Consider the following 26,451-nt stretch of genomic DNA (forward strand, 5'->3'; position numbering starts at 1 on the left):
GTTAAAAATTCTTTCCTGTTTGATGCCTTTAGATTTATTCATTATTTTCAAACTTTAAATCAACTCAAAAAAATATAGAAATAATGAACGAAAGCTGGATGCAAAAATGGGAAGAAGTGAAAAATATTCTGGTTTGTCCTGCAGATCTGGAAGCGTATTTTAATTCTGATGAAATTCTGGGGCAGAAAATGGAAGTGATGGAAATCGGAAATGTTTCTCTTCCTTCCGGAAAAGTGGTGGTAAGAGATCCGCTGGTGTCTCTAAATGCCAATCAATCACCTTATTTTATTCAGGCTCCGAAAGGAAATTTTCCTGTAACTATTGCTGTAGTAAAATCTGAAGATTGGGGAGACAGATATGCCGTAGTAAAAGTTGAATTTACTAAAGAAAAGCCCGTTGTTTATAGAGAAGCCTTAGTTGGAATAGAAGAGTTAGAAGGAGTCACTGAAGATGATTTTTTGGGTTTTGAGGTAGATGCTGGTTTAGGTTGTATTGCGGATAAAGAAGTACTTCCTTTTGTAGATCAATTTATTGATGAAATAAATGTCGACAATATTTATGATGATTATTTTGCCGGGCTTTTTTCACAAAGCTATAAAGATTATCCCAACAATCAGAGAGAAGCAGGAGACTGGATCAATTGGATGATTCCTGATACCAGCTATCAGATTCCGATGTTTGCAAGTGGTTTTGGCGACGGTAGTTATCCTGTTTATTTTGCTTATGATAATAACGGAGAGATCTGTGGTTTATACATTCAATTTATTGATATTGAGTTGGCTTTAAGTGAAGAAGATGAAGATGAGGATCTTGACGATGATCAACCTGAAAACTTTATTTTTTCTAAAAACTAAATATGAATACAACTTTTGCAGACCATGTTATTACGTTCAATGAAAGTCTGAACTATACTGGAAATTTACCTGAAGGTTTTGATGTTCTGAATCCGTATCTGGAAAACCCTGAAACATTAATGGTAATGCAGAAGTTTTATCATAAATATTACAATGATTCATCTCGAAGAAAATTTATTATTGGAATCAATCCCAGCCGTCATGGCGCTGGAGTAACAGGAGTTCCGTTTACCGATACCAAAAGATTGGAAAGTGTCTGCGGAATCAAAATGGAATCTGCCCATACCCATGAAATTTCTTCCGTGTTTATGTATGACATGATGGAAAGCTATGGTGGAGCTGATCTTTTTTATAAAGATATTTATATCAATTCTCCATTTCCGTTGGCTATTGTAAGGAAAACAAAAAACGGATGGCTGAATGCTAATTACTATGATGATAAAAGACTCTTTGAAGCGGTAAAAGACTTTATGGTCGAATCTCTGAAGAAGCATATCAGTCTTACTCTCGATACATCAGAGGTTTTTATTCTGGGTAAGAAGAATGCCGATTTTATTTCAAAATTAAATAAAGAAGCAAAATTGTTTGATAAAATGACAGTGCTGGAACATCCAAGATATATCCAACAGTACAAATTAAAAGAAAAACAGCTTTATATAGACAAGTACATTTTAGCTTTGCAGAAATGACAAAATCCCTTCGTCGAAAGGGATTTGTCATTCATGAATTAGAATCTTTATGGGAATATGGAACTTGTGAAATTTCTTACGATTAGTTTTTAATGACTTTGGTAGATTCTGTAGCTGTTTTAATAATGTAAACTCCTTTTGGAAGCTCTGAAATATTGATTTCATTATTCCCCTTTTGAGTTTGTATAGTTTTCAGCATTTTACCATCCAGACCATAAATTTTAGCCTCACTGGCTTTTTCTGTAGTAATAGAAATAGGCCCGTGGGTCGGATTAGGATAAACAGTCAAGTCTTTTTTAATGCTTTTAGCTTCCGAAGTACCCAATACCAGATTACTGTCTTTTACCCAGGTGAAAGCATCCAAACCTACATATCGGAAAGCTCCGTTTGCGGTGATTTGTAACTCATCAATCACAATGTTTGAGTAGTTCTGACCATTTAAGTTGGTAAGATCAATTAAGGTGTATCCATTTGTACTTCCTAAGCTGGTTGCAAATCCGGTAGTTTTTATTTGGGAGAATTTTGTTACTCCGCTTAATTTTCCGGTTATAGTCAGATTTCCTGTTACATTCAGATCCAGGTTCAATGCAGAAAGATACATCCAGAATCTGTTTACTTTAAATAAATTAGAAGTAGTTTTTATACTGAATGATGGCGGAGATTGAGTATCGTTGGAATTATCAATGTATCTGTTATCATTAGCTGTTCCGCTCCAGCCAGTTCCCGGGAAATTCCCCTGAATATCAAAAACACTTACATGTGAAATGATATTGAAAATGACTCCATTATCGGTGAAGCTTGTACTCCCGTTCGATTCTGTCTCAAATTGTTCCGTACTGGTCTGCCCGAATGAGAAAATTGAAATGAGCAGACTACAGATTGTTAAAAAAGTAGTGCTTTTCATGATTTTTGTTTTAAATGTTAGGTTATTGTATAGATATTAATCTCTTGGAGGATAAATACCTTCAACACAAATGATATAATTTAAACCTAGATAAGGTGGCATATTATTCACAGGCAGATTTTGTCCTATGAAGGCAATGCTTTGATTATTAATAATCGTGTCAGGGTTAGCATCATTCACAAAACTTGGTACAGCATTGAAATCTCTTCCCACTTGTGTACCTGAGATGGCAATTGTTGAAGTGGCCGTAGGAGTAGATGAATTAGCATTCTTATTTGCTACCTTAAGCTGAAATCCTGCACCTAGACTTGGAAGGTTGGATGCTAAAAGTGTATTTTGTGTAGTTCCGGACACCACTCCCAAAGGATAAAATTGGTTCGCATTTACATTCCCTGCACCTAAAGCCATACGTCCTTTTAAGTTGGGGAGAGCAAACGTAGTAATACCGTCTCCACCATAAGTTGTTCCTAAAATAGAGAATAAGGCAGAATTTCTTGAAATGCTTATTAGACTTCCGTCGCAAAACATCCAGCCTCTAGGTGCGAAATTTCCTGCAAATAATTTTACAATTCCAATGTACTCTTCCATGATGATATTTTTTTAGTTTTTAGATTTCTTACTCTTTTACAGGCTTTTCAGAATCCGCCTTTTGATTATTTATTCTCAGTTCAAAGGAACGATTAATAGTAGGGTGGTGCTAGAGTAGAAAATACCAAATTAAAAACTCCGTATTTCTACGTAATAGATGTTGTGAGATATGCGGGTTTAAAAAGAAAATTTATACTTTAAGTTTCTCTGAACGAGCTGTATTTCGTATTTTTGTAAGAATCCAATAAAATAAAAATGAGCGAATTTGTAGCATCAGAAATTAAAAATAATATTGCCGAAATCACTTTCGGAACACCCAAAAGTAATTCTCTTCCGGGAGCAATTTTAGAAAAACTGGCAGAAACTATTCTTGAAGAAGGGGCAAAAGACGAAGTGAAAGCTATTTTAGTAAAAAGTGCAGGTGAGAAAGCTTTTTGTGCAGGAGCAAGTTTTGACGAGCTTTTAGCAATTGAGGAACTTGAAGCTTCTACGAAATTTTTCGGAGGTTTTGCTAAAGTTTTAAATGCAATGAGAAACTGCGGGAAAATTGTAGTGGTAAGAGTTCAGGGGAAAACAACTGGAGGAGGAGTAGGAATTGCTTGCGGAGCAGATTATTGTTTTGCTACTAAAGATTCAGCTCTGGCACTTACTGAAATCAATCTTGGAATCGGGCCTTTTGTAATTGGGCCTTATGTTGAAAGAAAAATAGGGAAGTCGCAATTCTCTGCAATGGCCATTGACGCAGACTTCAGATCTGCAGAATGGGCTGAGCAACATAATGTTTATCATTCCGTTTCAGATACTATTAAGGAAATGGATGAAAAGCTAGAGAAGTTTTTACAGACTTTAGCGTCAAGAAGCAGCGATGCTCTAGCGCTAATTAAAAAAGTTTCTTGGGAAGGAACTGACCACTTCAATGAACTCATGCCGGCAAGAATACATATGAGTGCCAGCCTTATCCTTGAAGATTCTGCAAAGAAAAATATTGAGTCTATTAAAGAAAAATTAAGGACAAAATAATTTGTCTTTAATGGTTAGGAAATAAGTGGATTCTGATCCAGATGTTATCCGTAGAAATAATTGTTTTCTACGGATTTTTTTATGCTTTATTGTGCTTTTATAGTGGTTGTTTGATTTTTTTCAAAAAACAGAAATGATAGTATATTCTACATGTTTTCAGAAATTGCATTATCATTATATTATTTTGTGTTCTTTGTATTTTTGCGCAAATAAATGTTAGTTTTTATGATTTATCAATAGTATTTTAACTTATTTTAAATAAGTGTTTAGTTTTTATTAAACTTGTTTAGTTGAATTTTAACTTATTTTTTTAATAAATAATCAATAAAATGTTAAAATTATTAAATAATTATGTTTAATTCAATTAAAGTTCTTTTTTGTTGGCTTTTTATTATTTTTTATTACATATATTTGTGTTCATACTGTTAAAATATGTTAAATATGAAAATGAAGTTAATATTGAGTACTGCTGTGTTGTTCTTTGTAGGAGGGCACATGGTAGAAGCCCAAAAGGCTAAGCGCGACACCATACCGCAGGATACTAAGATTGATGAGATTGTAGTGGTTGCTTACGGAAGCCAGAAAAGAGAAACAATGGTTGGCTCCAATACAGAAATTAAAGCGAAACAATTTGCCGATCGACCGATAACAAGTATCGGACAGGCGCTGGACGGTGCCAGTGCCGGTGTAAAAGTAAGTACGGGTACAGGTCAACCGGGAAGTTCGCCAAGTATTCAAATCCGTGGGATAGGTTCTTATGGAATTACAACGGCACCTTTATATGTAGTTGATGGTACAGTATATACTGGATCTCTTGCGGCAATTAATCCCAATGATATTGCATCATTCAATATCCTGAAAGATGCAGCTTCTACTTCTTTGTATGGTTCTGCTGCAGCTAATGGTGTTGTTTTGATCACTACAAAATCTGGTAGAAAAGGAAAAGATGCATTTAACTTTAGCATGAGTACCGGAGCGGTAGGAAGATCAATTCCGGAATATGACAGAGTGAATGTTTATCAATATTATCCTCTTGTTTGGGAGTCAATAAGAAACGGTAGAATGACTTCTGTACCAGGTACTAGTGTTGCGGATGCCAACGCTTACGCTACGGCACAATTGATTTCAGGTGTTCTTAAGACCAATGTTTTTAATGTGCCGGATAATCAATTGGTTGTCAATGGACTTTTGAACTCAAATGCTCAGTTAAAATATACAGACCTGGATTGGCAAAAACCATTGATGAATACAGGTTTCAGACAGAATTATGAATTAAATTACAGTGGAGGAAGTAATACAACAACCTATTTTTCTTCAGTAGGATATACCAATGAAACCGGATATCTTATCAAATCAGATTTTGAAAGATTTACGGCAAGATTAAAAGTAGATTCTCAGGTTAAAAGCTGGTTGAAATTAGGAAGTAGTATCAGTGGAGTGTCTTCTAACGGAAATAACTCAGTAGAAGGTGTAGATAATAATTCTGCTTATATCAACCCATACAGATGGACAAGAACAATGGGACCTATTTACAGTCCTTATGCTCATGATCCTAATACATTTGCTACCCTTTATGATAATGATGGAAACATAGTGTATGATGCAGGAAGTGCCAGAGGTGCTGATGCAGCGGCAGGAAGAAACGTAATTCAGGAGACACTTTTAAATAAAGACCTTTCCAAAAACTATTATATCATTTCCAGAGCCTATGCTGAAATTAAAGTTGATCCTTATCTTACTTTATCTACAAACGTAGGGTACGATATCAGAAATAACAGAAGAAGTACCTATGGAAATAAAATTATCGGGGATGCAGCTCCGGGAGGTTCAGCAGAAAAATTTAGTTTTACAGAGCAAACCTTTACCTGGAATCAGCTCTTAAACTACAAAAGAAAATTCGGAGATCATAATTTTGAATTCCTTTTAGGGCATGAAAACTATAAATTCATGTATGAATACCTATATGGATATAAAAAAGGTCAGATTGTAGATGATAATGATGAGTTGGTTAACTTTGTAACTCCATCATCGCTTACTTCACGTACAGATAACTACAGAAAAGAAGGGGTATTCTCAAGATTAAATTATGATTATAAATCAAAATACTTACTTTCAGGTTCTATCCGTTGGGATGGTTCGTCCAGATTTGCTAAAGATGTAAGATGGGATTCATTCTGGTCTCTAGGTGCAGGATGGAGGCTGAAAGGAGAAGAGTTCTTAAGTAATTCCAATCTTATCAGTGAATTGAAATTGAGAGCGTCATATGGTGAAGTAGGAAATGACAGGACAGATAGTTATTATATGTATAAAAGTACTTATACTTTAGGATATAATAATGCTCAGGAGCCTGGAATCTTATTTGGCTTTTTAGCTGATCCTACCATTACCTGGGAAGCTAATAAACAAACCGATGTAGGAATTGATTTTGGCTTTTTAAATAATAGAATTACAGGATCCGTAGAATACTATAACAGGGTTACTGAAGATCTGATTTTTCCGGTTCCGGTTCCCGTTTCTTCAGGGGTTCCCGATAATACAATCAGCAGAAATGTAGGAACGATGTATAATCGTGGATTTGAATTCAGTATTAATGCAGATGTGATTAAAAATCAGAATTTCACATGGAATATTAATGCCAATGCCTCTACACTTAAAAATCAGATTACAGAACTTTCTAATGGTATCACGGAAATTATCAATGGAACTAAGAAAATTTCTGTAGGCCACTCAGTGTATGATTATTGGTTAAGACAATGGTATGGGGTAGATCCGGCTGACGGTTCTCCTTTATTCCTGGTAGCTGATGCTTATGCTAATACAACAGCTGCTGATATCAGAACGGTGAATGGTCAAAAAGTTACTACCAATTTCAACAAAGCAAAATATGACTATTCCGGTACTGCAATTCCTGACTTATTCGGAAGTTTCGGAACTACGATTACCTATAAACAATGGTCTTTATCTGCGATGTTTACTTATCAGTTAGGTGGAAAAACATATGACTCCAACTATGCTGCTTTGATGTCCAGTTACTCACAGGGAGGAGCTTTAAGTACAGATATTCTGGATAGATGGACAACGCCTGGGCAAATCACAGATGTGCCGGCATTAAACTCTTCAACATATACAAGTTCTAATGCTGCTTCATCAAGATGGCTGGTAAGCTCAGATTTTCTTACATTTAGACAAGCTACTTTAAGTTATAGCTTTACTCCGGAAACTTTATCTCAGCTGGGAGTTTCAGGATTAAGAATCCTTGTTTCAGGTGAAAACTTATGGAGCAAAACAGCAAGAAAAGGATTGGAGCCTGCTCAGGCATTTAACGGTACGGCATCAAACAGATATACACCGGCGAGAGTAGTAACAATAGGATTTAATGTATCTTTTTAAATAATTAAGTAATGAAAAATATCGCAAAACAATATATAAAATGGGCTGTTGTTCTTTCAGTCTTTACGGGAACAGTTTCATGTGAGAGTGATTATCTTGAAACGGATCCTACCACTGCAGCCTCTGAGGAAGCTGCTTACTCAAGTGCTGCCAACCTTATGGCCATTGTAAACGGAATGCATAGAGATATGTATTTCAGACAAAATGATAATCAGGGACAAAATGGTCAGGGTGGAATTATGATCATGATGGATGCTTTGGCAGATGATCTTGTATTTCCTTCTACAGGTAACGGTTGGTATGTTTCAACTGTGAGATGGCAGGATCAGGTAAATGATAATGCTGCCAATGATTTTTATCCTTATCAGTTTTATTATGCGCTAATCCGAAATGCAAATCTGGTTATTGCAAATGGTCCTTCGGTTCCTGCTCCTACTGCTGCTGATGCTACTACCATTAAAGCAGCTATTGGGGAGGCTTATGCATTCAGAGCTTTCTGTTATTATATGTTAGTTCAAATCTATGGTAAAAGATATGTGCCGGGAGCGAACAATACCCAGCTTGGTGTTCCGATCAGACTGGTGGCAAATGAAATACCTTTGGCGAGAAATACTGTTGAAGAAGTATATACCCAAATCAATAAAGACCTTAATGAAGCATCAACAAGGCTTACAGGGATAACAAGAGCTACAAAGTCGCATTTTAATGACAAAGTAGTTTTAGGATTAAAAGCTAGAATTGCATTAACACAAGGTAATTATGCGGCGGCTGTAACAGCTGCGCAATCAGCACGTGTAGGATTTGCTTTGATGGATAATGCAACCTATACCGCTGGATTTAATAATTTAGCTGGTGTTGCTGAATGGATGTGGGGTGCTACTATTATAGCAGATCAGGGAGACACGTTTTCGAATTTTGGAGCGTATATGTCAAGAAACTTCAACTCTACCAATATTCGTCAGGCTCCTAAAGCGATTAATACTAAATTATTCCTTTCATTCCCATCAACAGATATTAGAACTAAGAATTTTGATCCTACAGGTGCGCATACAGCACTTGCTTTACCTTCAACATATTCTAAATTCCCTTACACGGGACAGAAGTTTCTTGCTGCAAGCCAGGCAGACAGTAGAGTAGATGTTCCTTACATGAGATCTGCAGAAATGTATCTTATTGAAGCGGAAGCTTTGGCCAGATCCGGTGACGAAGCTGGTTCTAAAGCTGTTTTCAACGTATTTGCAAAAAATAGAAACCCATCTTATACAGGAGCTACTACAACAGGAGCTGCCTATATTACAGAAATTCTTGACAGCAGAAGGCTGGAATTCTGGGGTGAAGGTTTCAGATTCCTAGATCTTAAGAGATTGAATTTAGGTTTGGACAGAACAGGAGCCAACCATTCTTCAGTAGTGACTAATAACGTAATGACAGTGGCTAATACAGACTTACGTTGGGAATTCCTGATTCCAAGAACTGAAATCAATGCCAACCCATTGATTGTTCAGAATCCTTTATAACACGTACAGATTTTAATATATGATTGAGAATCCTGCTTTAGCGGGGTTCTCTTTTTTTATTACTGGAAGTAAATAAACGATGAGGTCTTCAGAAAAAAATATTTTAAAATTTAAAATAAAGGGTTGGCAGATTAAAAATAAATTTTAACTTTGTAATTCAAAGTTCTTTTTATGGATTCAAAAAACTATCACGAAGACTTATCCCATATCCGTTCTATGATGGAACGGTCTTCCAGATTTATTTCTCTAAGTGGTTTATCCGGAGTTGTTGCGGGGTTAACGGCTATTATTGGAGCTGTATATGTGTATTTTGTTTTTCAGCGCGAAGGAATCAGCTATTTTGATGGGGACAGAAATATTTTAGGCCCGGCCTTGGTGAAAGAACTTGTCCTGATCGGAATTGTTATTTTGGTTGTAGCTGTCCTTAGTGGTTATATTTTTACAGCCCATAAAAGCAAAAAGAAAGGTTTGAAGATCTGGGATGCCACTACAAAGCGACTTTTGATTACCTTTGCAGTGCCTTTGGTAGCAGGCGGTGTCTTTTGTCTCGCACTTCTTTATCATCATCTTTTTGTTTTCATTGCACCAGCTACTCTTATTTTTTATGGATTGGCTCTGGTAGCAGCAGAACGATATACATTAACGGATGTCAAGTATTTAGGATATCTTGAGATTATCTTAGGACTTATTTCTTTGTTCTTTTTAGGATGGGGATTGCTGTTCTGGGCAATTGGTTTCGGTGTTTTACATATTGTGTATGGATTGATCATGCATAAGAAGTATAAATAGTAAAATGAATAAAGTATTCAAGTATTTCATTATAATACTTTGTGCCATTGGAGGTTTATTTTTAGTAGGTTTTATTGCAGTGACTTTAATGATTGGTTATGCTTTTGGAAGTTTTGATAAAAGCTATTCAGTTTCTGACCTGAAAGAAGAATATTCCTTGAGAGAAGTTGAAATCGCAGATTTAATTAAATATTATAATACAATTAAGCCTGAAAACTATTCTGTAGATATTGAATTTAAAAATGATAGAGTATTGAATCGTTTAACGATAACAACTAAAGATTCAACAAAAATTATGTATCAAAATTGGGATGTAAGTTCCAATGTTTTACAATCAAAAAAAATTAGAGATTTAGTAGGATGGGAAGAAAGTGAAGTTAAAATTTTAAAAAATAAATTAGATAAGGCTAATTGTATCTCTGTAGAAGATGGAGAGCCTTTAACAATTGGTTTTAAAAGAAGTGGAATGGGAATGTTTTCTTTTAACATTTTTCAAAAGGCAAATACCAATAGGGGAGAATACAATGATGGATGTCAATATATCTTGGTAAATAGATATTTGGCTCTTCAATATGGAGGAGGAGCAATCGGAAATCAGTGTTTTCCTGATAAGAATTAAGAAATTATGATCAAAATAAGTCAGCTCAATAAAGAATTCGAAAGCCGTGTAAGATTGGGCATTATGTCTGTTCTTATGGTTAACGACTGGGTTGATTTTTCCGAAATGAAAAACCTGCTCGAAATAACCGATGGAAATCTGGCGAGTCATAGCAATGCACTCGAAAAAGCGGGATATATAGAAGTGAAAAAAGAATTTGTCGGGAAGAAGCCTAAAACCTCTTATCGCGTTACACAAAGTGGAAGACAAGCTTTTACTGAACATTTGGATGCACTGGAAAAATTATTAGGGCGATAGTCCTATATTTTTTTGAAAATTAACTTTGAATTACAAAGTACTTTATATTTTAAAATTAAATAAAATGATAACACAAAAACAAAAAACACTCACAATTTATGCCCTTCCATTGGCTTTACTCAGTATTCCATTGGTTGGAAATCTAGTGTCTAAAGAAGTTAACTGGTCAGGATCAGATTTCCTGATTGCAGGAGCTTTGCTTTTTACAACTGCTTTTCTCATCAATCTGGTGAGAAACAGGGTTAAAAAACAAAGTCAGAAAGTGATGATATGTATTTTCATTTTGCTGGCTCTAGCATTGATATGGCTTGAATTAGCAGTAGGAATTTTCGGAAGTCCGTTTGCTGGAAGTTAAACATTGGGTTAGCTCATTAATTTTAAATTTCAAATAAATACAGCATGAAAAAAATACGTGTTCAGTTTCTGCTTTTTGTGTATGATAAAACTCAAAAATTATACAGAAAATATTTCAAAAAGAAAAAAAGGCAATGGCAGTTCAATGAAAAACAACTGCTGGAGTTTCAGGAAGATTCTTTAGGTCGGAAATTGGGGGAGTTTTACAGGAAACATGGCTTCTCAATGATACCAAAGATGGAAAACCACGATGTCCATCATCTGATTACAGGTTGTGGAACCAACTTCGAAGATGAAATCGCCATGCAGTATCTGCTTCTAGGAAATGGTAAGCTCAATGCGCACCTTCTGGCTGCAATCGTATTAGGAACAATTATTCTCCCTGAATATGTGAAAATTTATATCAAAGCTTATAAAAAGGGACAAAATATGAGAACCTTTTATCATTGGGACTTTGAAGAATTGCTATGGCAGAATTATGAACATGTGAAAGACTTTATTCAACAGAAAGAAACAATAGTTCTTCATTAAAAACTAAAGATGATGGGAAAAATAAAATTCAGTCCGTTAGGGAAAAGATCATTCATTGTTTCTTTTCTGCTGGGAACCCTTCTACTGTTTGCATTTTGGTTGATAAGAACAGAATTTCTTCTTGAGCTAGGCTTTTATTATGTACTGGTAACTGCCGTGATTAATATGTTTATCCTTCTGCACGAGTTGATTATCTATCTTACTGATGTTTCAGAACAGAAAGCTTCTGGTAATTCGGTCCTTCTCCTGCTTGTCAATATTCCGATTACAACCTTATACCTCTATATAATGACACTGTTTCCCTGGTTGGAAGCAGTTCTCAAAATTTAAATCTTTCAATTCTTAAATAATAAACCTCATGAAAACACATCATTATATATTTCTTACAGCTATTCTCTTTGTCATCGTCTTTTATGATCAGGAAGTAGGGCTGAACCTTGGAATTCTGGGAATTGTCTATGCTGTATTAACGCTGTTTAGAACACCGGAAAAAAATAAAACAAGAACATTGTATGTACTTTTTGGAACAAGTATCCTGTCCAGTATTGCATTTGCGTGGTTCGGAGATTTTCCATCCTTTATTGCGGTGGCGAGCTCACTGCTTTTGCTTGGCTATAAATCAAAGAACAGAAGATTGAAAATTCTCTTTTTAATTCCGGTTTTTATCGTAAACTGCTGTACTTCATTCTGTCGTTTTTTCAGCTTTGATGAATGGCTGCCTAAGAAGAATATTCCAGGATTATGGCAAAAGACATTGGCTTTCATCCTGATCCCGCTGATACTGGTTTCTGTTTTCTTTGGAATTTATTCTGCAGGAAGCAATCATTTTGCAGCCCTTTTCACAGATTATGAGCTGGATCTTAACATTTGGCAGGTGTTCTGTCTGTCTGTTTTAGGATTTTTTATCGCCTTTAATTACTGGAATTATGCCGTAGAAAAGCTAATCTATAAAAATAATCATGTTCTGAATAATGAGTTTGGCAAAGATTCCCGGATTCCCAAGGCTACTTATTCTTTTCTTGATCTTGGTGCAGAAAGAATGAGTGGAGTAATCTCTTTTGTTTTATTGAATATTTTATTGGTGTTTTTTATTATTACTTACAATTATGAACAATTTTATGAAGTAGTAAAAACACCAGTTCAGCTTTCCGAAGAAACCCATGAAAGAGTGAATGCTGTAATCATGTCAATTATAATGGCAATTCTGGTGATTATGTTCTACTTTAAATCAGGATTTAATTTTGATCCAAAAGCAGGACTGTTGAAGGTTTTAGCCAAAATATGGATTCTCCTCAATGCTGTTCTTGTTGTTTCTGCAGCTCTTAAAAACTATGAGTATATTATTAATTATGGATTTACTTATAAAAGATTAGGGGTTCTTGCTTTCCTGTTGTTATCATTAGTTGGTTTGGGTTTGACTTTTATTAAAATCAAAAAGCAAAAAAGAAATATTTTCCTTGTCAACTCTATGATCTGGTATTTTTATGGAACCATTCTGGTGTGCAGTTATTTCAATTGGGGAGGGTTTATTACTTCTCAGAATATGAAACGAAAGGATTTTGTGGTCAATTATCATTTAACTTCCCTCAACTTCAGTGAAAAAGCACTCCTGAAATATGCAGAGGAAAAAAATGATCAGAAGCTTAAAAAGACCTTGCAGGATAAAGTGAAAAATGAAACATACAAAACATTCCTTTCAAAGATCATATATTATCAGACTATACAATAAAAGATCATGAAAAACTTAGCGGAATCCTCTAGATTTAAAATTAATATATTGTTGATAATGATGACGATATTCTGTTTCAGTCTTTCTGCTTTCAGATACTATATCAGCGATACAAAAGTATTTTTGTTTCTCAACTGGAATCTTTTTCTGGCGTGGATTCCTTTATTACTGAGTTCATTCATACTTGCTTTTAATATCAAAAGTAAAATTTCCCTTATTATCATTATAATAGTCTGGATATTATTCTTTCCCAATTCTCCTTACATTCTGACGGATCTTTTTCACCTCAGAGCAAGAAATGAGATACCGATCTGGTATGACCTTATTGTGATTCTTTCCTATGCTTGGACGGGACTGATCTGTGGCTTTATAAGTCTTAATGATATTGAAAAGAGACTTTCTGATTATATGAATAGAAATATCATCAGCGGGTTAGTTGTTCTTTTCCTTTTCATGAGCAGTTTCGGAGTCTATCTTGGTCGGTTTTTGAGATGGAATAGCTGGGATGTTCTCAATAATCCTTTTAGTCTGTTCTCTGATATTGTGGTGAGATTCATCTGTCCGATGGAATATACCAAAACATGGGGTATTACTCTTTTAATGGGAATAATGCTCAACTTTATGTACTTTACATTTAAATGGGCAGGAACAAATGATGAAAAAGAATTACAACCGGAAAATAAAACATTAAACGGATTGGAACAATTTTAGCATTTCAATGAGCTCAGCATAATATATGTTGACCATGCTTAAAATTAATTATTATGAAAAAAAGCTTATTGTTAATTCCTTTGATTATTGTTGCCTGTAAAAAAGAACCCGCTGTGACAAATGTTCCGGATAAGGACTCTACAGTGGTAACAGAAATGCCGGACTCTGTGGTAAAAAAAGATTCTGTAGCATTAAGGAAAAAAGATTCAATTATTAACAATGCCCCGGCCACTAAGGAAGTATTGCGCAAAGGCGTAATGAGAGATGAAAAAGACGGACAGATTATAAGAACTGCAGACGCCAACCAGTTACCTTTTACAATTGGAGAAGAATTTACAAAGGATGATCAGGATTTGATTTTAAAATTGACCCGTTATGATCGTCCCAATATCAAAGCGAAAATTTCAACTAAAGAGAAAGATTTTAATATCCGTTTCAATCAGATCAGACTTCCAAACGGGAACTACGACGGACCTTTTGGAAGAGAAATTACTTATGATACTCCAGGACAAGGTGAAGTATGGCTGATTATCGGAAAAAGTAACATGGCTTCCGGAAATACCAAGGGAAGTTTTACGGTAACTGTGGAATAAGGTCCAATCAATTTGGTACAATTTCTGCAAACTAAACCTTGAAGTTTAAAATTAAAAATTATGAAAAATATAGTTCTAACAGCAATGGCCGCTTCAGCTGTACTTGTAAGTTGCGGAACTGTACAGTCGCTGGTTCAGAATACATTTCCCTACACAACGAATGTTTTAGTGTCTACAGGAGTTCCTGCAGATAAAGAAGTTTCTTCCACTGCAACGGCTACTAATGTACAAACCTGGTTCGGAGGAAATAACAATGCAAAAATTAAAGATGTAAGAATTTCAGATGCGAAAATCTCTGTAGCGTCTCCTTCAGGAGGAAACCTGAGCACATTCAAAACTGTAAAAATATACGTTTCATCTAACGGAACAGGAGAAAGGTTAATAGCTTCACGTTCCAATATTTCTACCAATTCTTCCAGCTTAAATCTTGATCTTAATGATACAGGATTTCTGGATGAAATTGTGAAAAGTTCAGGATTAACGGTAAGAACAGTTTATGAATTGAAGAATCAGACTTCTTCAGATATGAATATCAAAGTAGCGCTTAATTTCAGCAGCGTTCCTGCGAAATAATTAAATAAAAAATACTATTAAAAACCCTCTTTCAGTTTTCTGGAAGAGGGTTTGATGTGAAGTAAAATGTATAAAAATCTTATATTTTAGAGTTTGGTTAATTTCTCAACAACTCTTCTCTGGCCTTCATTAATATTGATGATATACTGCCCAGTAGGAAGTTGTGAAATATCAATCTTTTCATTCGGTAAAACCGAATTTTTAATCACTGTACGTCCCTGAAGGTTAATAATCTCTAGATCCAGTTTTTTATTTTCACTGCTTTTAATAGCAATGGAACTGCTGGATGGATTAGGATAAATTTTAACCTCTAATGATGGCAAAGTCTTAACAGGTGCTACAAAATTACTTTCCAGTTGAAGGATAGCATTCTTCACATTAGGAAGAGGTCCGATTTTTTGGCCCGTCACTGTTCCTCCCTGAGGAATTCCTGTTGAAATTAAAAGGTTTTTCATCGCTGAAGGTGTTAAATATTGACCTGTAGTCTGGCGATAGAAAGACTGAATCAAAATAGCTGCAGAAGAAACCACAGGTGTTGCAGAACTTGTACCGCTGAAATAATTATAAGTTCTGTTGTTGTCATTGTCATATTTCGCATAAGATCCATAACCTGCTGCCATTACACTGCTTCCCCAACCCTGAACATCCACTCTGTTTCCAAAAGTACTGAAGCTTAATTTCGAATGGGTAGTATTAGGAGATCCTGCACCTACAATAATAGCACCACTGTTTCCTCTTGCAAGATACGTTGCATAAAACGGATCATCCAGATTCTGATTTCCATTACCTGCCGCTGCAATGATAATAATTCCTGAATCAGTAGCTGCTTTTGTAAGATCCCAGATTACTTTATCATATTCTGCCGGACAATACTGACCGTCTTTTCCACCAGTCTGCATTTCGTATAATATAATATCTCCGGCCTGAGATGCATTGATAGATCTGCTCACAGCAGAAGCTCTATTGTATCCTACCGTAGTCCATTCCATATAACCTTTTATTTCAGAAGCACTGTAAGCAGCTCCGGTAAGTCCTATATTGTCTTTTATAGAACCTAAAATACTTACTACAGCAGTTCCATGGTCACGATAGTTATTATTGGCCAATCCTGCATTAGGAGAATAACCGGGCTCAAGTTGTATAGAGTTTTGGTTAGAAAGCATCTCGTGAGTTTTATAGAAACCATATTCTACATCACGCACACGGATATTCTGTCCTGTGATTCCTCTTGACCATGCATATTTGGCGTTGATTCCCGGATTGTCATTCAGGTAGGTCTGCAAGCTTTCCAGATCAGGAGTCGCCACAAAAGCATTTACCAATGGTGGTTCGATAGGCTCGGCACTCATTACAGAAACATATTCTATTTCAGGAAATCTCTCAAGAGTATGGATAATTTTTTCTGAAGCTTCTTTATTTTGAAGAGGAATATCAGCCTTATAAATTCTTTTCAGCTTTTCCACAGATTCTCCGGAATTACCAATGGCTTTGCTGCTCCTGGCCATTTCATCAAGTTTGCTGTCTGTAAAGTCCAGATCATACTTAAATGAGATGTGGTTTTCTCTTGAAAATCTTTCCAGATCAGCGTTTCTGCTGAAAGCTGTTTTTTCTGAATTGATGCCTTTTGAAAAGCATACATAAATAATTGAATTTTGATCATTAGCCATTTTGGGCTGGCTGTCCTGTCCGAAAGACAGAGTAGAACAGAACGCAAATAATGCGAAAAGGTTGATTTTTGTTTTCATATATTTTTGTTAAATGGTTGTAAATCAGTTTTGATTTATACCAAAAATAATAATAAAATAAAAACAAATCACGTTTTTGTGAATTTAATTTTAAATTTTTTACTCTTTTCTTTTGTAGAAAGGCTTTTTTGTTTTTAAGTGATAACCTCACAGGTTTTCAAAACCTGTGAGGTTTAAGAGCGCAAATTTATACTTACTCATCAAAAAAATACGCTTCAATTGATGAAACGTATTAGGTATATTTTACACTTTTGTCTTTCTCTGCTTAGCTTTTGGTAATAGAATCCATTACGATGGTAACCGGCCCGTCATTGATCAGAGAAACCTTCATATCAGCACCGAAGATTCCACTTTCGATTCTTAATCCCGATTTGGCTATTTCTTCCTTAAAATAATCAAAAAGCGGTACGGCTTTATCCGGTTTTGCAGCCTTTATGAAAGAAGGTCTGTTACCTTTTTTATAATCTGCAATCAATGTAAACTGACTAATACAAAGGATTTCTCCCGAAATATCTTTCACTGAAAGATTAAGCTTGTCATCTTCATCGCCAAAGATTCTAAGGTTTAAAACCTTTTGTACAAGCCAGTCAGCATCTGTCTTTTCATCATTTTCATCTATGCCTACCAGCAGCATTAATCCTTTCCCGATTTCGCCAACAATTTTTCCGTCTACTTTTACACTGGCTTCGGAGACCCTTTGTATAACTGCTTTCATTACAAATATTTAGCTGTTTTTGGTTTTCCAGAATTCTACCTGTTCTTTTAGCTCTCTGATGCGCTCTTCATATAATTCAATTACTTTTTCAGAGAGTTGATTAATGGTTATATGAGTATCATGATGTGTATTGGTTTGAACTGCAGAAGCATTATCCTGATTTGTATTTATATTGTTATCGGAATTAATAAAAAAATCTTCAGGTTTGATATCAAAATTTTCGCACAGTTTTTGAATATGATTAACCCAAGAGTTTGTCTCACCACTTTCTATACGGCTATATGCTGAACGGGAAATTTGTAATCTTTCAGCCATTTCTTCCTGAGAAAAGCCCTTATTTTCTCTCAATCTTCTTATTTTACTTCCTATCTGAATATTCATAGCAATATGTAATAAATTTATTTATAACAAAAGTAACAAAAACTCTCTTTCCAATTCACAAAAATTCTTTCTCCCGAAAAAAGGGATAAGATTCCCGAAAATAGAGCAGTAAAGTACTTGGATAAATTTTATATTTGAAACGTTAAATTAAATCAACACATGATGAAAAAAATTAAATTATTAATGCTCATGGCATTAGCACTCTTTCTGTTTGGGTGTAGAACAGAACTCTCAGATAATTCTGAAACCAATATTTCCCAATCTGATTACAGAAAAACAGTCAAGCTTAAAGAAGCTTTAGCCTTCAAAAACTATCTTACAGAAGCTAAAAGCAATCCCTCACAGGTTTACAGTAAAAATGCAGATTCCTTTTCTGCTTTATCTGATGAAAGTACAGTAACTGTTATTGTACAGAATAATGTCACCTCTTACAGTACAGTAGTGAGGCATTTAGACCGATCCTCAGATGTTTTAGTGTATAGTATTGATAATGAAAATAAAAGTATAGGATTTACTGCAAAATATACTCCTGAAGACAGAACTAAAAACTATCAGATTGATAATTTTACAGGAACAGTAGAATTTACAGCGCTGGATGGGAGGCCAATGGGAATGAAAGAATTCTCTAATGGAGCACCGCTTCCTGATAAGGTTGCAATGTCAAAGAATTCTATGAATAAAGCAGGTTGCTCTTTTAGCATCAGACTTATTGAGGTAGAATGTAATGGTGAACATCACAGTCCGAGCCAAATAGCTCAATGTACAGCAAGTCAGAAACCTTATTATATTGTAGAAATTACAGAAGTATGCTCAGGAGGAGGGCAGCCTCCTAAAGGATTTCCCAATATGGGAACATATGACGGGGGAGGAAGTAGTACAGGAGGTGGCACTACCAATGAAATGTCAATTCAGGACAGTTTCAATTATATGTTAGGTGAAGCAGGTCTTCCAGAACTTACATCTGATGAATATACATATATCCAGAATAATCAATATATTGGAGGCCAGCTGCTCTCGTATTTTTATAATAATTTAAATCAAAATAATTCACAGTTTTTACATTGGAGCATTAATTATTTTAAGAATTATGCTGATCTCAATATATCACCTAATGCAGCTTATAAGCAATTTCAAAATTGGTTTATAGATCCAAATGGCAATCCTAATATTACGTTTGAAAATTTTACAAACTCAAATAATGTATTAACATTTCATACAATGAGTGAGTTTGAAAATTTTCTAGCTAATGACATAAATAATTCATCATATTCTGAAGCTACAATTTTTGATAATGGACAAGAAAAAATTACCAGACTTAGAGTTAACAGAATGGGAATTTATAATACAGGTATTAATATTGAAATTAAATTAAAAAAGACAAATAATTTATGGACATATGATTCTGTAACTTCCGAAGAATATATTGGAATAGGTTTCGTATATGAATGGGCGCAATCAAATTATACTTCAAATACTAACAATAATGTTTTATCATTAGAAGTTTTTGGGTATGAGAAAGTAGGTGTTTCACTTGTTGGTATCGATGTCAAATATAAAAACTATGCAAAAGTTTTGGTAAAAATAAATCAAACTACAGGTCAAATAATTTCAGCATCTTTCATAGATTTACCAAATTAAAACCTTTTACATGGAAACTACAATTTCATCATCAAGTACCATTGCTATAATTATTCAAACTTTAACTTTTATTTTATACATTGCTATATTAATTGGAGGAATTTATCTTGTTAGATCAATTAAATCAATAAAGAAGAGATTGGATGTATTAGAAAAAGAAAAATAAAATAAACCGCAGAAAGTCTCTGCGGTTTCTATTTTCTAATAATAAACATTTAAAGTTTTACTTGCAGCATCATAACTGTAAGGATAAGTTTTAGGAGGAAGAGACGTTTTTGCTCCATCTTCCGGCTGCCCTGTACTTAAGATCCATCTTGTATTATCCTGCGGACATATAATGGCAATATTGTCTTTTACCTCAAGAGTTGTATTGTTATCGGGGCATAGATGCGGGGCATTCCTGTCATAGACTTTAAATCCGTTTGCTGTCCGGACAATAATCAATCCTCTGGTTCCCGATTGTTGCTCGTTCACATAAATCCAGCCGTTAATATTGTTCAGAGCGTAATAAGCAGGCAGGTTTAAATTAAGAGATACATTAATAGGAACATTGGGGAAACAGTTCACGGTATCTTCTCTGCTTCCACATGAGTTTATGGTTAAATTACTGAAAATCAATAAAATGAAAATGGATAAGATTGAAAAAGTTTTTTTCATTTCAATTTAAATTTTTATATATTTGTAAAAATTAAACGATTACAACACGAAAACATTGTCCGGCAAATGTCGGATTATTTTTTTATACTAAAACTAAATTTTGAAAATTATGGCAAGCTATGTTACTAAGGAGGGCCTAGAGAAAATGAAAGCTGAGCTGGAACAGTTGGAAACTGTGGAGAGACCAAAAATTACTCAGCAGATCGCAGAAGCAAGAGATAAAGGAGATTTATCTGAAAATGCAGAATACGACGCGGCTAAAGAGGCTCAGGGGATGCTTGAAATGAGAATTTCTAAGCTGAAAGATGTTATCTCTACTTCTAAAATTATAGACGAAAGCCAATTAGATACTTCAAAAGTTTCAATCTTAACAACAGTGAAACTTAAAAACAATGCTACCAAGCAAGAGCAGGTATTTACATTGGTACCGGATAACGAAAGCGACCTGAAGACAGGAAAGATTTCTGTGAACACACCTATCGCAAAAGGACTGTTAGGAAAAGCTATTGGCGAAATTGCTGAAATTACTTTACCTAACGGAAACAAACTGTCTTTCGAAGTATTAGACATCTCTTTATAGTCTGATATTCCTTTCTATTTCTGAACTTCTAAATATCTAACCCAAACTTCTGATAAAATGAGCACTATATTCACAAAAATCATTAATGGCGAAATTCCCTCTTATAAGATTGCAGAAAATGAAAACTTTATTGCATTCTTAGACGCAATGCCTTTAGTGAAGGGACATACTTTAGTAGTACCTAAAAAAGAAGTGGATTTGATTTTTGATCTTGAAAGTGAAGAATACAAAAACCTTTGGGGATTTGCCCAAGAGGTAGCCAAGAAGATCAAAACTGCAGTTCCATGTGTAAGAGTAGGAGTAGCAGTGGTTGGACTTGAAGTTCCTCATGCACACATCCATCTGATTCCTTTAAATAAGATGGAAGACATGAATTTCAGAAATGAAAGATTAAAATTAACGAACGAAGAATATACAGAGATTCAACACTCAATTATTAATTCTTAACAACCAGAAAATCGTAAAAAAGTAATTTTTTACGATTTTCTTTAACATATACATATATATTATATCATATGAATTCCAACCAATGTTCTTTCTGTGGCAGAAAAAGAAATGAAGTACAGATGCTGATTTCTGGGCAGAATGGTTTTATTTGTGAAAATTGTATAGAGCAGGCACATGCTATCGTAAAAGATGGTGCATCAAAAACAGAATATTCACCTGCTAATAGCATGGAGGAGCTTAAAAAGCCAAAAGAGATCAAAGAATTTCTTGATCAGTATGTGATCGGACAAGATCAGGCAAAAAAGCAACTTTCCATTGCTGTGTATAACCATTATAAAAGACTGCTTCACGCCAAGGACGAAAACAGAGAAGTAGAGCTTGAAAAGTCAAACATTATCATGATAGGAGAGACAGGAACAGGTAAAACGCTTCTGGCAAAAACTATTGCAAGAGAACTTAATGTTCCTTTCTGTATCGTGGATGCTACTATTTTAACTGAGGCAGGATATGTAGGAGAAGACGTTGAAAGTATTCTTTCAAGACTTTTAATGGTCGCAGATTACGATGTGGAAAAAGCTGAAAAAGGAATTGTTTTCATCGATGAGATTGATAAGATTGCCAGAAAATCGGACAATCCAAGTATTACAAGAGACGTTTCAGGAGAAGGCGTACAGCAGGGATTATTAAAACTGCTGGAAGGAAGTATTGTGAATGTTCCGCCACAAGGAGGAAGAAAACATCCGGATCAGAAATATATCCAGGTAAATACTCAAAACATCCTATTTATTGCAGGAGGAGCTTTTGACGGGATCAAAGAGATCATCGAAAGAAGAATGAACAAGCAGGCCATTGGTTTCAGCTCTGAAAAAATCAATAAAACAGACGAGGACGAATATATATTAACAAATATTAATGCAATTGACCTTCGTACTTTCGGATTAATTCCGGAACTTTTGGGAAGATTTCCAATTATTACTTACCTCGATAAACTCACAAAAGAGACACTGGTAAGAATCATGAAGGAACCTAAAAACTCTATCGTGAATCAATTTGTGGAACTTTTTAAAATGGATGGCACAAATTTGGTTATTACAGACGGAGCAATTGAAAAAATCGTAGAGGAAACTATTGAAAAAGGATTAGGTGCAAGAGGGCTTAGAGGGACCACCGAAAAAGTTCTAGAAGACTATATGTTTTCAATAGGAGAGGAGAAAGATATCATCTTAAATGAAGATAATGTTTTGATTAATAGATAAAATATTTTTTTTTTAAGAAAATTAATAATACCTTTGCGGGTGAAGATTGTATTAACACACAAATAATTTATACAATGAGAAAAAGTTTATTTGCTATAGGTCTTTTAGCAATTAGTTATTCTGTTCAGGCGCAGATACTATGTCATGTTGACACTAATGCTAATATGTATGTGAGCGAAGGCACCCTAGTTTATAGCGGTGGAGGTGTACAAACAAAAGGTAATGGCCTTTTGGACGTGCATGGAAATATCATGGTTGTAGGATCTGCTACAGATGGTTTTAAAACAATTGATGCCGGTGGTGCTGATAAGACTGACGGTGGAAATATCATCTTAAGACTTAATACCCCTGCTTCTTTTGCTACTTCCACGTATGGCCAGTTGTACATCGATGGACTATCCCAGTCCAACATTACAGGTATTGTCACCAAAGAGTACAGAACTACAAGTAACGGTAGTGGCAATTATTTCCAACAAGTTGCTTTACCTTTCTTTGGTAAAGCTTTAAGTTCATTATCTACTGAAGTTGGTAAAACTTTTAATACTGGTAGATATAGTAATCCAATTCTAAAGTGGGATAACGCCAATGCGGTTTCTGCACATTTTACAAATTTAGCATCTACTACTGCTGATGGTTCAGGGTATTATATGTTGAAAGTTTCCAGTAATGACTGGAATCCAAGCACACCTGCAACAGGAACTGTTTTCAATATCAATGGAAAACCGTATGCTCCACTAACAGGAACTGTGTCATTGCAAAATGCAGGAAAATCTAATTTAGGAGCTTCCAATGTTGTATTCGGAAATGGTGGTAATGCTGTGAATTCTTACAACGAAAAGTATAATACTTATCTTGATGATTCATTTGAATTTACTACAACTCCATGGGCTGGAACATTTGGACAAAATTTCTACCAATTCGGTAACCCTTTCCTTACCAACTTAGATTTATCTAATATTGGATATACTGAAAGCGTTACAGGATCAGACGGAAATGCAGTGAAGAATATCTGGGGTATTGAATATAATCCAGGTACTGTTGTTACACTTCCTGGAGGTTCTACTTATGCTACAGGTGCTCAGGTAGTTACTTACGTTACTACAGGTGACGGAGTTGCTCCGGCAGTTGGAGATGTGAACTTAGATAAAATGGTTATCAAACCTATGCAGTCGTTTAAAATAAAGTTAAGAGATAATACAGCTCAGACTTTAGACTTTAATACACTAAGAAGATTCAAATCAACAGCTAGAACAGCAGGTACTCCTAACGGTGTAAATGCAGCTAAAATGGCTGGTAAGAATACAGCCAATACTGTAAAACAGCTTGGAGTAATTGGTCTTGATGCTAATGGTAATGAGATTTCCAGAACGTACTACGTGGTTTCTCCATCATTTACAACTGGACACCAGGTTTCTACTGCTACAACAGTTCAAAGTTCAGCTGGTACCAGAATTATTGGTACTTACGAAGAAGCATTGAATGGTGGGTATGATAATAATTATACTAACTATTGGTTATATATTAACGAAGCTAATGAGGGTAACTTCCAAGGTAAAAATGTTAAGTTAGTTAATTACAAACTTGATCAGGTTAAATCTTATAAGTTCGAGATCAGAGAAAATGCAGAACTTATTCCTGCTGGTGCACACCAGTTATCTTCAGGAATTGGTTTCTACTATAAAGCGGAAAATGGAAATTTAGTACAGGCTAAACAGGGAGATGTGGTAGCTGTAACAAATGAAGAAGCTAACTTGTATTATGGTGAACCAAGTAATATTACTTTAGGTGTGGATAAAGCAACTCCTAGTGTTTCCAGAACACTTGTTGTTTACGATCCATCTATTACAAATTACATTGTTAGATTTGATCCAAAATGGAAAAAAGCAGACATTCAAGTTTATGATATGAGCGGTAAACTGGTAATCTCTAAAAAAGCGGTTGAAACATCCAGAGATTTTGTAATCGAGCTTGATGGCTCAGTTAAAAATTCATATGTTGTAAAAATCGTTTCTGATAAGGGAGAAACTGTTAACACTAAAATCTTAAAATAAACCACATGAAAACTATTAATAAACTAGTCTTGGCATTTTTCCTATTTGCTGTATCTATAGCAAATGCTGCTCCACCACAACCAGCAATCCCGGGAGGAGGAGGTAACGGAGGAAACGGTACCGGGTCACCTGCCTCACCAATTGATATGTATGTATATGTACTGGGTATAGTAGCAATAGGATTTATTGTTTACTTTACAAAAAAGTACAAGAGCGTAAAAGCATAAAATTTTATTAAAATAATATTAAACTCTCTGATTAGTCAGGGAGTTTTTTTATTTTTACTTTATGAAAAAGATTTATACGCTATCAGCGGTTTTGGCTGCATTTGCTTTACAGGCTCAATTTACTGTTACAATTCAGGCTCCGGCAGACTTTAAAGACCAGGATGCTATTCTATATACACTTAACGGATCAAAAGATATTATTGTTACTAAAGAACAAAGTAAGAATAGTACATGGACTTTTAAATATCCAGGTCATTATATGGGGATGATGAAAGTTTATTTTCCTGGCTCTAATAATACTGTAAGCTTTATTTCTGAAAATAAAAATGTCAACTTTAAATTGGATATTCAGAATAGCAAAGTAAAAGATGTTATTTATCTGGACGATGCCAATAATCTGATGAGCAAACAACAGGAAGGCTCCCAAAAGAAAGAGCTTATTTTGCCAGCTTTAGCACAAATCAAAGAATATTACAAAGACAATACAGATTTTGGAAAAGCTTTGAAAACAGAAATTGACAGACTTTCTGGTGCTTCAGGTTCTATTGATGCTGCGCAACACCCATTTATTGCTTATTATAATATGAATTACAGCAAGTTTCTTTCTAACTCACCCGATTCAGCCAAGAAAGTAGATCAGGAAGAAATAATCAACTTTTTGGACAAATCAAATGATATGCTTGAAAGCTCATCGTTATTGAGACCTGTATTAGTAGCTTATCTGAATTCAGGAGGAAATGCTAATGTTACAGCTTCTGTTGATAAGTTGCTGGATCGTTTAAAAGTAGAAACTCCAAGAGGACAGACTGTATTGTCAGAATTGATTGATATTTTTGATGTCTATCAGATGGATGAATACAAGAGCAAATATCTGTCTCTAGCTAAAAATCTTAAATGTACCATTACTGACAGGCTTGCTTCTACATTGAAATCGAACGCAAACATTGAAATGGGGGCTGTTTTCCCTAATTATAAGTTCCAGTCACCTGTCAATACCACTGCAAAATCTTTACACGATATAAAGGCAGATAAGAAGGTCGTTGTGTTCTGGTCATCTACATGCTCACACTGTGAAAGTGAACTTCCAAAACTTTTGGAAAAATATAATGATTTAAAATCAAAAAATATTCAGATTGTAGGGCTGTCTTTAGATGTGGATAAGAATTCATATACCAAAAAAATTGCTGCATTTCCTTGGGTGAATGATTCAGAATTGAGAGGATGGAACAGTAGTTATACAGATTTATATAATATTCATGCAACTCCGACGTATTTTATTTTGGATGCTAACAATAAGATAATCAGCAAACCAGATCACGTTGGTGATGTTTTAGAATATTTTAAGCTAAAATAATTTTGGAGGTAAAGAAATATTTTCTATATTTGCACCACCAAAACGGCGAGGTAGCTCAGTTGGTTAGAGCGCAGGATTCATAACCCTGAGGTCACGGGTTCAATTCCCGTCTTCGCTACAATAAACCGCAATCATTAATTTAATGATTGCGGTTTTTACTTTTAAAAGAATTGTCTTTTTATCTTTTAATTCTTTCCAATGAATTTTATTTTTTAACGATTTTATTCTTCTGATGAAATATT

The 26,451-nt window shown here is 34.9% G+C and carries 29 protein-coding genes and 1 tRNA gene; 24 read left to right on the forward strand and 6 right to left on the reverse strand.

Annotation, left to right across the window (positions count from 1 at the left end):
* Positions 1 to 83: 83 nt before the first annotated feature.
* Both BUE84_RS02455 and BUE84_RS02460 read left to right on the forward strand, forming a co-directional pair.
* A complete protein-coding gene (locus tag BUE84_RS02455; protein ID WP_079240356.1) occupies positions 84 to 854 on the forward strand; it encodes a DUF4241 domain-containing protein in 771 nt (256 codons plus the stop codon).
* 2 nt (positions 855 to 856) lie between these two features.
* Positions 857 to 1,543 (forward strand): SMUG2 DNA glycosylase family protein, encoded by a 687-nt coding sequence (locus BUE84_RS02460; protein WP_079240357.1) that lies wholly within the window; start codon positions 857 to 859, stop codon positions 1,541 to 1,543.
* An 82-nt stretch (positions 1,544 to 1,625) separates the two neighbouring features.
* Here BUE84_RS02460 and BUE84_RS02465 read toward each other — a convergent pair whose 3' ends face one another.
* Positions 1,626 to 2,447, reverse strand: coding sequence for a T9SS type A sorting domain-containing protein (locus BUE84_RS02465; RefSeq protein WP_079240358.1), 822 nt, complete (start codon positions 2,445 to 2,447; stop codon positions 1,626 to 1,628).
* Between the two features lie 36 nt (positions 2,448 to 2,483).
* Positions 2,484 to 3,035 (reverse strand): phage tail protein, encoded by a 552-nt coding sequence (locus tag BUE84_RS02470; RefSeq protein WP_079240359.1) that lies wholly within the window; start codon positions 3,033 to 3,035, stop codon positions 2,484 to 2,486.
* A 255-nt stretch (positions 3,036 to 3,290) separates the two neighbouring features.
* Between BUE84_RS02470 and BUE84_RS02475 the strand changes: the two genes are divergently transcribed.
* The 13 genes from BUE84_RS02475 to BUE84_RS02535 all read left to right on the forward strand — a co-directional run bounded on the left by BUE84_RS02475 (position 3,291) and on the right by BUE84_RS02535 (position 15,158).
* Positions 3,291 to 4,055 (forward strand): enoyl-CoA hydratase/isomerase family protein, encoded by a 765-nt coding sequence (locus tag BUE84_RS02475; RefSeq protein ID WP_079240360.1) that lies wholly within the window; start codon positions 3,291 to 3,293, stop codon positions 4,053 to 4,055.
* A 441-nt stretch (positions 4,056 to 4,496) separates the two neighbouring features.
* Positions 4,497 to 7,445, forward strand: coding sequence for a SusC/RagA family TonB-linked outer membrane protein (locus BUE84_RS02480; RefSeq protein WP_079243838.1), 2,949 nt, complete (start codon positions 4,497 to 4,499; stop codon positions 7,443 to 7,445).
* Positions 7,446 to 7,456: 11 nt separating this feature from the next.
* Positions 7,457 to 8,962 carry a RagB/SusD family nutrient uptake outer membrane protein gene (locus tag BUE84_RS02485; RefSeq protein ID WP_079240361.1) on the forward strand — a complete coding sequence of 502 codons (1,506 nt, stop codon included), beginning with the start codon at positions 7,457 to 7,459 and terminating at the stop codon, positions 8,960 to 8,962.
* A gap of 171 nt (positions 8,963 to 9,133) precedes the next feature.
* Positions 9,134 to 9,751, forward strand: coding sequence for a hypothetical protein (locus BUE84_RS02490; RefSeq protein WP_047429199.1), 618 nt, complete (start codon positions 9,134 to 9,136; stop codon positions 9,749 to 9,751).
* A 4-nt stretch (positions 9,752 to 9,755) separates the two neighbouring features.
* Entirely contained in the window at positions 9,756 to 10,370 is a 615-nt protein-coding gene (locus BUE84_RS02495) for a hypothetical protein (RefSeq protein WP_145953197.1), read from the forward strand.
* Positions 10,371 to 10,376: 6 nt separating this feature from the next.
* On the forward strand, positions 10,377 to 10,667 hold the full coding sequence (locus BUE84_RS02500; protein ID WP_079240363.1) for a winged helix-turn-helix domain-containing protein: 291 nt from the start codon (positions 10,377 to 10,379) through the stop codon (positions 10,665 to 10,667).
* Between the two features lie 64 nt (positions 10,668 to 10,731).
* Positions 10,732 to 11,022: a hypothetical protein gene (locus BUE84_RS02505; protein WP_079240364.1), complete on the forward strand. Its 291-nt coding sequence runs from the start codon at positions 10,732 to 10,734 to the stop codon at positions 11,020 to 11,022.
* A gap of 44 nt (positions 11,023 to 11,066) precedes the next feature.
* Entirely contained in the window at positions 11,067 to 11,552 is a 486-nt protein-coding gene (locus BUE84_RS02510; protein WP_079240365.1) for a Coq4 family protein, read from the forward strand.
* Positions 11,553 to 11,561: 9 nt separating this feature from the next.
* Positions 11,562 to 11,882, forward strand: coding sequence for a hypothetical protein (locus BUE84_RS02515; RefSeq protein ID WP_145953198.1), 321 nt, complete (start codon positions 11,562 to 11,564; stop codon positions 11,880 to 11,882).
* Positions 11,883 to 11,910: 28 nt separating this feature from the next.
* On the forward strand, positions 11,911 to 13,281 hold the full coding sequence (locus BUE84_RS02520; RefSeq protein ID WP_079240367.1) for a DUF4153 domain-containing protein: 1,371 nt from the start codon (positions 11,911 to 11,913) through the stop codon (positions 13,279 to 13,281).
* A gap of 57 nt (positions 13,282 to 13,338) precedes the next feature.
* Complete coding sequence (locus BUE84_RS02525; RefSeq protein ID WP_238594349.1) at positions 13,339 to 13,992, forward strand: DUF1361 domain-containing protein; 654 nt, start codon at positions 13,339 to 13,341, stop codon at positions 13,990 to 13,992.
* A gap of 53 nt (positions 13,993 to 14,045) precedes the next feature.
* Positions 14,046 to 14,585, forward strand: coding sequence for a hypothetical protein (locus BUE84_RS02530; protein ID WP_079240369.1), 540 nt, complete (start codon positions 14,046 to 14,048; stop codon positions 14,583 to 14,585).
* A 60-nt stretch (positions 14,586 to 14,645) separates the two neighbouring features.
* Positions 14,646 to 15,158, forward strand: coding sequence for a hypothetical protein (locus tag BUE84_RS02535; protein ID WP_079240370.1), 513 nt, complete (start codon positions 14,646 to 14,648; stop codon positions 15,156 to 15,158).
* Between the two features lie 86 nt (positions 15,159 to 15,244).
* Here the strand turns inward: BUE84_RS02535 and BUE84_RS02540 are convergent, their stop codons facing one another.
* From BUE84_RS02540 to BUE84_RS02550, 3 genes are all read right to left on the reverse strand, one after another.
* Positions 15,245 to 16,903 carry a S8 family peptidase gene (locus BUE84_RS02540; RefSeq protein WP_079240371.1) on the reverse strand — a complete coding sequence of 553 codons (1,659 nt, stop codon included), beginning with the start codon at positions 16,901 to 16,903 and terminating at the stop codon, positions 15,245 to 15,247.
* A 265-nt stretch (positions 16,904 to 17,168) separates the two neighbouring features.
* On the reverse strand, positions 17,169 to 17,618 hold the full coding sequence (gene dtd / locus BUE84_RS02545; protein WP_079240372.1) for a D-aminoacyl-tRNA deacylase: 450 nt from the start codon (positions 17,616 to 17,618) through the stop codon (positions 17,169 to 17,171).
* 9 nt (positions 17,619 to 17,627) lie between these two features.
* A complete protein-coding gene (locus BUE84_RS02550) occupies positions 17,628 to 17,999 on the reverse strand; it encodes a helix-turn-helix domain-containing protein (protein ID WP_079240373.1) in 372 nt (123 codons plus the stop codon).
* Between the two features lie 159 nt (positions 18,000 to 18,158).
* Between BUE84_RS02550 and BUE84_RS02555 the strand changes: the two genes are divergently transcribed.
* Both BUE84_RS02555 and BUE84_RS24320 read left to right on the forward strand, forming a co-directional pair.
* Complete coding sequence (locus BUE84_RS02555) at positions 18,159 to 19,637, forward strand: hypothetical protein (RefSeq protein WP_145953199.1); 1,479 nt, start codon at positions 18,159 to 18,161, stop codon at positions 19,635 to 19,637.
* 10 nt (positions 19,638 to 19,647) lie between these two features.
* Positions 19,648 to 19,803, forward strand: coding sequence for a hypothetical protein (locus BUE84_RS24320; protein ID WP_158521337.1), 156 nt, complete (start codon positions 19,648 to 19,650; stop codon positions 19,801 to 19,803).
* Between the two features lie 35 nt (positions 19,804 to 19,838).
* On the opposite strand, the gene BUE84_RS02560 is transcribed toward BUE84_RS24320, so the two are convergent.
* Entirely contained in the window at positions 19,839 to 20,294 is a 456-nt protein-coding gene (locus BUE84_RS02560; RefSeq protein ID WP_079240375.1) for a hypothetical protein, read from the reverse strand.
* Positions 20,295 to 20,403: 109 nt separating this feature from the next.
* On the opposite strand from BUE84_RS02560, the gene greA reads away from it, so the two are divergent.
* The 7 genes from greA to BUE84_RS02595 all read left to right on the forward strand — a co-directional run bounded on the left by greA (position 20,404) and on the right by BUE84_RS02595 (position 26,327).
* Positions 20,404 to 20,874 carry a transcription elongation factor GreA gene (greA, locus tag BUE84_RS02565; RefSeq protein WP_034695856.1) on the forward strand — a complete coding sequence of 157 codons (471 nt, stop codon included), beginning with the start codon at positions 20,404 to 20,406 and terminating at the stop codon, positions 20,872 to 20,874.
* A gap of 57 nt (positions 20,875 to 20,931) precedes the next feature.
* The gene (locus BUE84_RS02570; RefSeq protein WP_047429226.1) at positions 20,932 to 21,321 is read left to right on the forward strand and encodes an HIT family protein; all 390 of its coding nucleotides are present in this window, start codon (positions 20,932 to 20,934) and stop codon (positions 21,319 to 21,321) included.
* Positions 21,322 to 21,389: 68 nt separating this feature from the next.
* Complete coding sequence (gene clpX, locus BUE84_RS02575) at positions 21,390 to 22,577, forward strand: ATP-dependent Clp protease ATP-binding subunit ClpX (RefSeq protein ID WP_034695858.1); 1,188 nt, start codon at positions 21,390 to 21,392, stop codon at positions 22,575 to 22,577.
* A 74-nt stretch (positions 22,578 to 22,651) separates the two neighbouring features.
* Positions 22,652 to 24,628 carry a T9SS type A sorting domain-containing protein gene (locus BUE84_RS02580; RefSeq protein WP_079240376.1) on the forward strand — a complete coding sequence of 659 codons (1,977 nt, stop codon included), beginning with the start codon at positions 22,652 to 22,654 and terminating at the stop codon, positions 24,626 to 24,628.
* 5 nt (positions 24,629 to 24,633) lie between these two features.
* Positions 24,634 to 24,855 carry a signal peptidase gene (locus tag BUE84_RS02585; RefSeq protein ID WP_079240377.1) on the forward strand — a complete coding sequence of 74 codons (222 nt, stop codon included), beginning with the start codon at positions 24,634 to 24,636 and terminating at the stop codon, positions 24,853 to 24,855.
* 61 nt (positions 24,856 to 24,916) lie between these two features.
* A complete protein-coding gene (locus tag BUE84_RS02590) occupies positions 24,917 to 26,209 on the forward strand; it encodes a TlpA family protein disulfide reductase (protein ID WP_079240378.1) in 1,293 nt (430 codons plus the stop codon).
* Positions 26,210 to 26,253: 44 nt separating this feature from the next.
* Positions 26,254 to 26,327 (forward strand) — tRNA-Met (locus tag BUE84_RS02595).
* Positions 26,328 to 26,451: the final 124 nt, after the last annotated feature.

This window comes from Chryseobacterium indologenes, assembly GCF_002025665.1.
Lineage (GTDB): Bacteria > Bacteroidota > Bacteroidia > Flavobacteriales > Weeksellaceae > Chryseobacterium > Chryseobacterium metallicongregator.

Bases quoted from the DNA above. Each gene is read 5' to 3' on its own strand.
- BUE84_RS02535 (WP_079240370.1), top strand. From the start codon at position 14,646: ATGAAAAATATAGTTCTAACAGCAATGGCCGCTTCAGCTGTACTTGTA.
- clpX (WP_034695858.1), top strand. From the start codon at position 21,390: ATGAATTCCAACCAATGTTCTTTCTGTGGCAGAAAAAGAAATGAAGTA.
- BUE84_RS02540 (WP_079240371.1), bottom strand. From the start codon at position 16,903: ATGAAAACAAAAATCAACCTTTTCGCATTATTTGCGTTCTGTTCTACT.
- BUE84_RS02460 (WP_079240357.1), top strand. From the start codon at position 857: ATGAATACAACTTTTGCAGACCATGTTATTACGTTCAATGAAAGTCTG.
- BUE84_RS02525 (WP_238594349.1), top strand. From the start codon at position 13,339: ATGATGACGATATTCTGTTTCAGTCTTTCTGCTTTCAGATACTATATC.
- BUE84_RS02490 (WP_047429199.1), top strand. From the start codon at position 9,134: ATGGATTCAAAAAACTATCACGAAGACTTATCCCATATCCGTTCTATG.
- BUE84_RS02470 (WP_079240359.1), bottom strand. From the start codon at position 3,035: ATGGAAGAGTACATTGGAATTGTAAAATTATTTGCAGGAAATTTCGCA.
- BUE84_RS02465 (WP_079240358.1), bottom strand. From the start codon at position 2,447: ATGAAAAGCACTACTTTTTTAACAATCTGTAGTCTGCTCATTTCAATT.
- BUE84_RS24320 (WP_158521337.1), top strand. From the start codon at position 19,648: ATGGAAACTACAATTTCATCATCAAGTACCATTGCTATAATTATTCAA.
- BUE84_RS02555 (WP_145953199.1), top strand. From the start codon at position 18,159: ATGATGAAAAAAATTAAATTATTAATGCTCATGGCATTAGCACTCTTT.
- BUE84_RS02500 (WP_079240363.1), top strand. From the start codon at position 10,377: ATGATCAAAATAAGTCAGCTCAATAAAGAATTCGAAAGCCGTGTAAGA.
- BUE84_RS02515 (WP_145953198.1), top strand. From the start codon at position 11,562: ATGATGGGAAAAATAAAATTCAGTCCGTTAGGGAAAAGATCATTCATT.
- BUE84_RS02570 (WP_047429226.1), top strand. From the start codon at position 20,932: ATGAGCACTATATTCACAAAAATCATTAATGGCGAAATTCCCTCTTAT.
- dtd (WP_079240372.1), bottom strand. From the start codon at position 17,618: ATGAAAGCAGTTATACAAAGGGTCTCCGAAGCCAGTGTAAAAGTAGAC.
- BUE84_RS02485 (WP_079240361.1), top strand. From the start codon at position 7,457: ATGAAAAATATCGCAAAACAATATATAAAATGGGCTGTTGTTCTTTCA.
- BUE84_RS02510 (WP_079240365.1), top strand. From the start codon at position 11,067: ATGAAAAAAATACGTGTTCAGTTTCTGCTTTTTGTGTATGATAAAACT.
- BUE84_RS02580 (WP_079240376.1), top strand. From the start codon at position 22,652: ATGAGAAAAAGTTTATTTGCTATAGGTCTTTTAGCAATTAGTTATTCT.
- BUE84_RS02585 (WP_079240377.1), top strand. From the start codon at position 24,634: ATGAAAACTATTAATAAACTAGTCTTGGCATTTTTCCTATTTGCTGTA.
- BUE84_RS02520 (WP_079240367.1), top strand. From the start codon at position 11,911: ATGAAAACACATCATTATATATTTCTTACAGCTATTCTCTTTGTCATC.
- greA (WP_034695856.1), top strand. From the start codon at position 20,404: ATGGCAAGCTATGTTACTAAGGAGGGCCTAGAGAAAATGAAAGCTGAG.
- BUE84_RS02455 (WP_079240356.1), top strand. From the start codon at position 84: ATGAACGAAAGCTGGATGCAAAAATGGGAAGAAGTGAAAAATATTCTG.
- BUE84_RS02550 (WP_079240373.1), bottom strand. From the start codon at position 17,999: ATGAATATTCAGATAGGAAGTAAAATAAGAAGATTGAGAGAAAATAAG.
- BUE84_RS02560 (WP_079240375.1), bottom strand. From the start codon at position 20,294: ATGAAAAAAACTTTTTCAATCTTATCCATTTTCATTTTATTGATTTTC.
- BUE84_RS02590 (WP_079240378.1), top strand. From the start codon at position 24,917: ATGAAAAAGATTTATACGCTATCAGCGGTTTTGGCTGCATTTGCTTTA.
- BUE84_RS02480 (WP_079243838.1), top strand. From the start codon at position 4,497: ATGAAAATGAAGTTAATATTGAGTACTGCTGTGTTGTTCTTTGTAGGA.
- BUE84_RS02530 (WP_079240369.1), top strand. From the start codon at position 14,046: ATGAAAAAAAGCTTATTGTTAATTCCTTTGATTATTGTTGCCTGTAAA.
- BUE84_RS02495 (WP_145953197.1), top strand. From the start codon at position 9,756: ATGAATAAAGTATTCAAGTATTTCATTATAATACTTTGTGCCATTGGA.
- BUE84_RS02475 (WP_079240360.1), top strand. From the start codon at position 3,291: ATGAGCGAATTTGTAGCATCAGAAATTAAAAATAATATTGCCGAAATC.
- BUE84_RS02505 (WP_079240364.1), top strand. From the start codon at position 10,732: ATGATAACACAAAAACAAAAAACACTCACAATTTATGCCCTTCCATTG.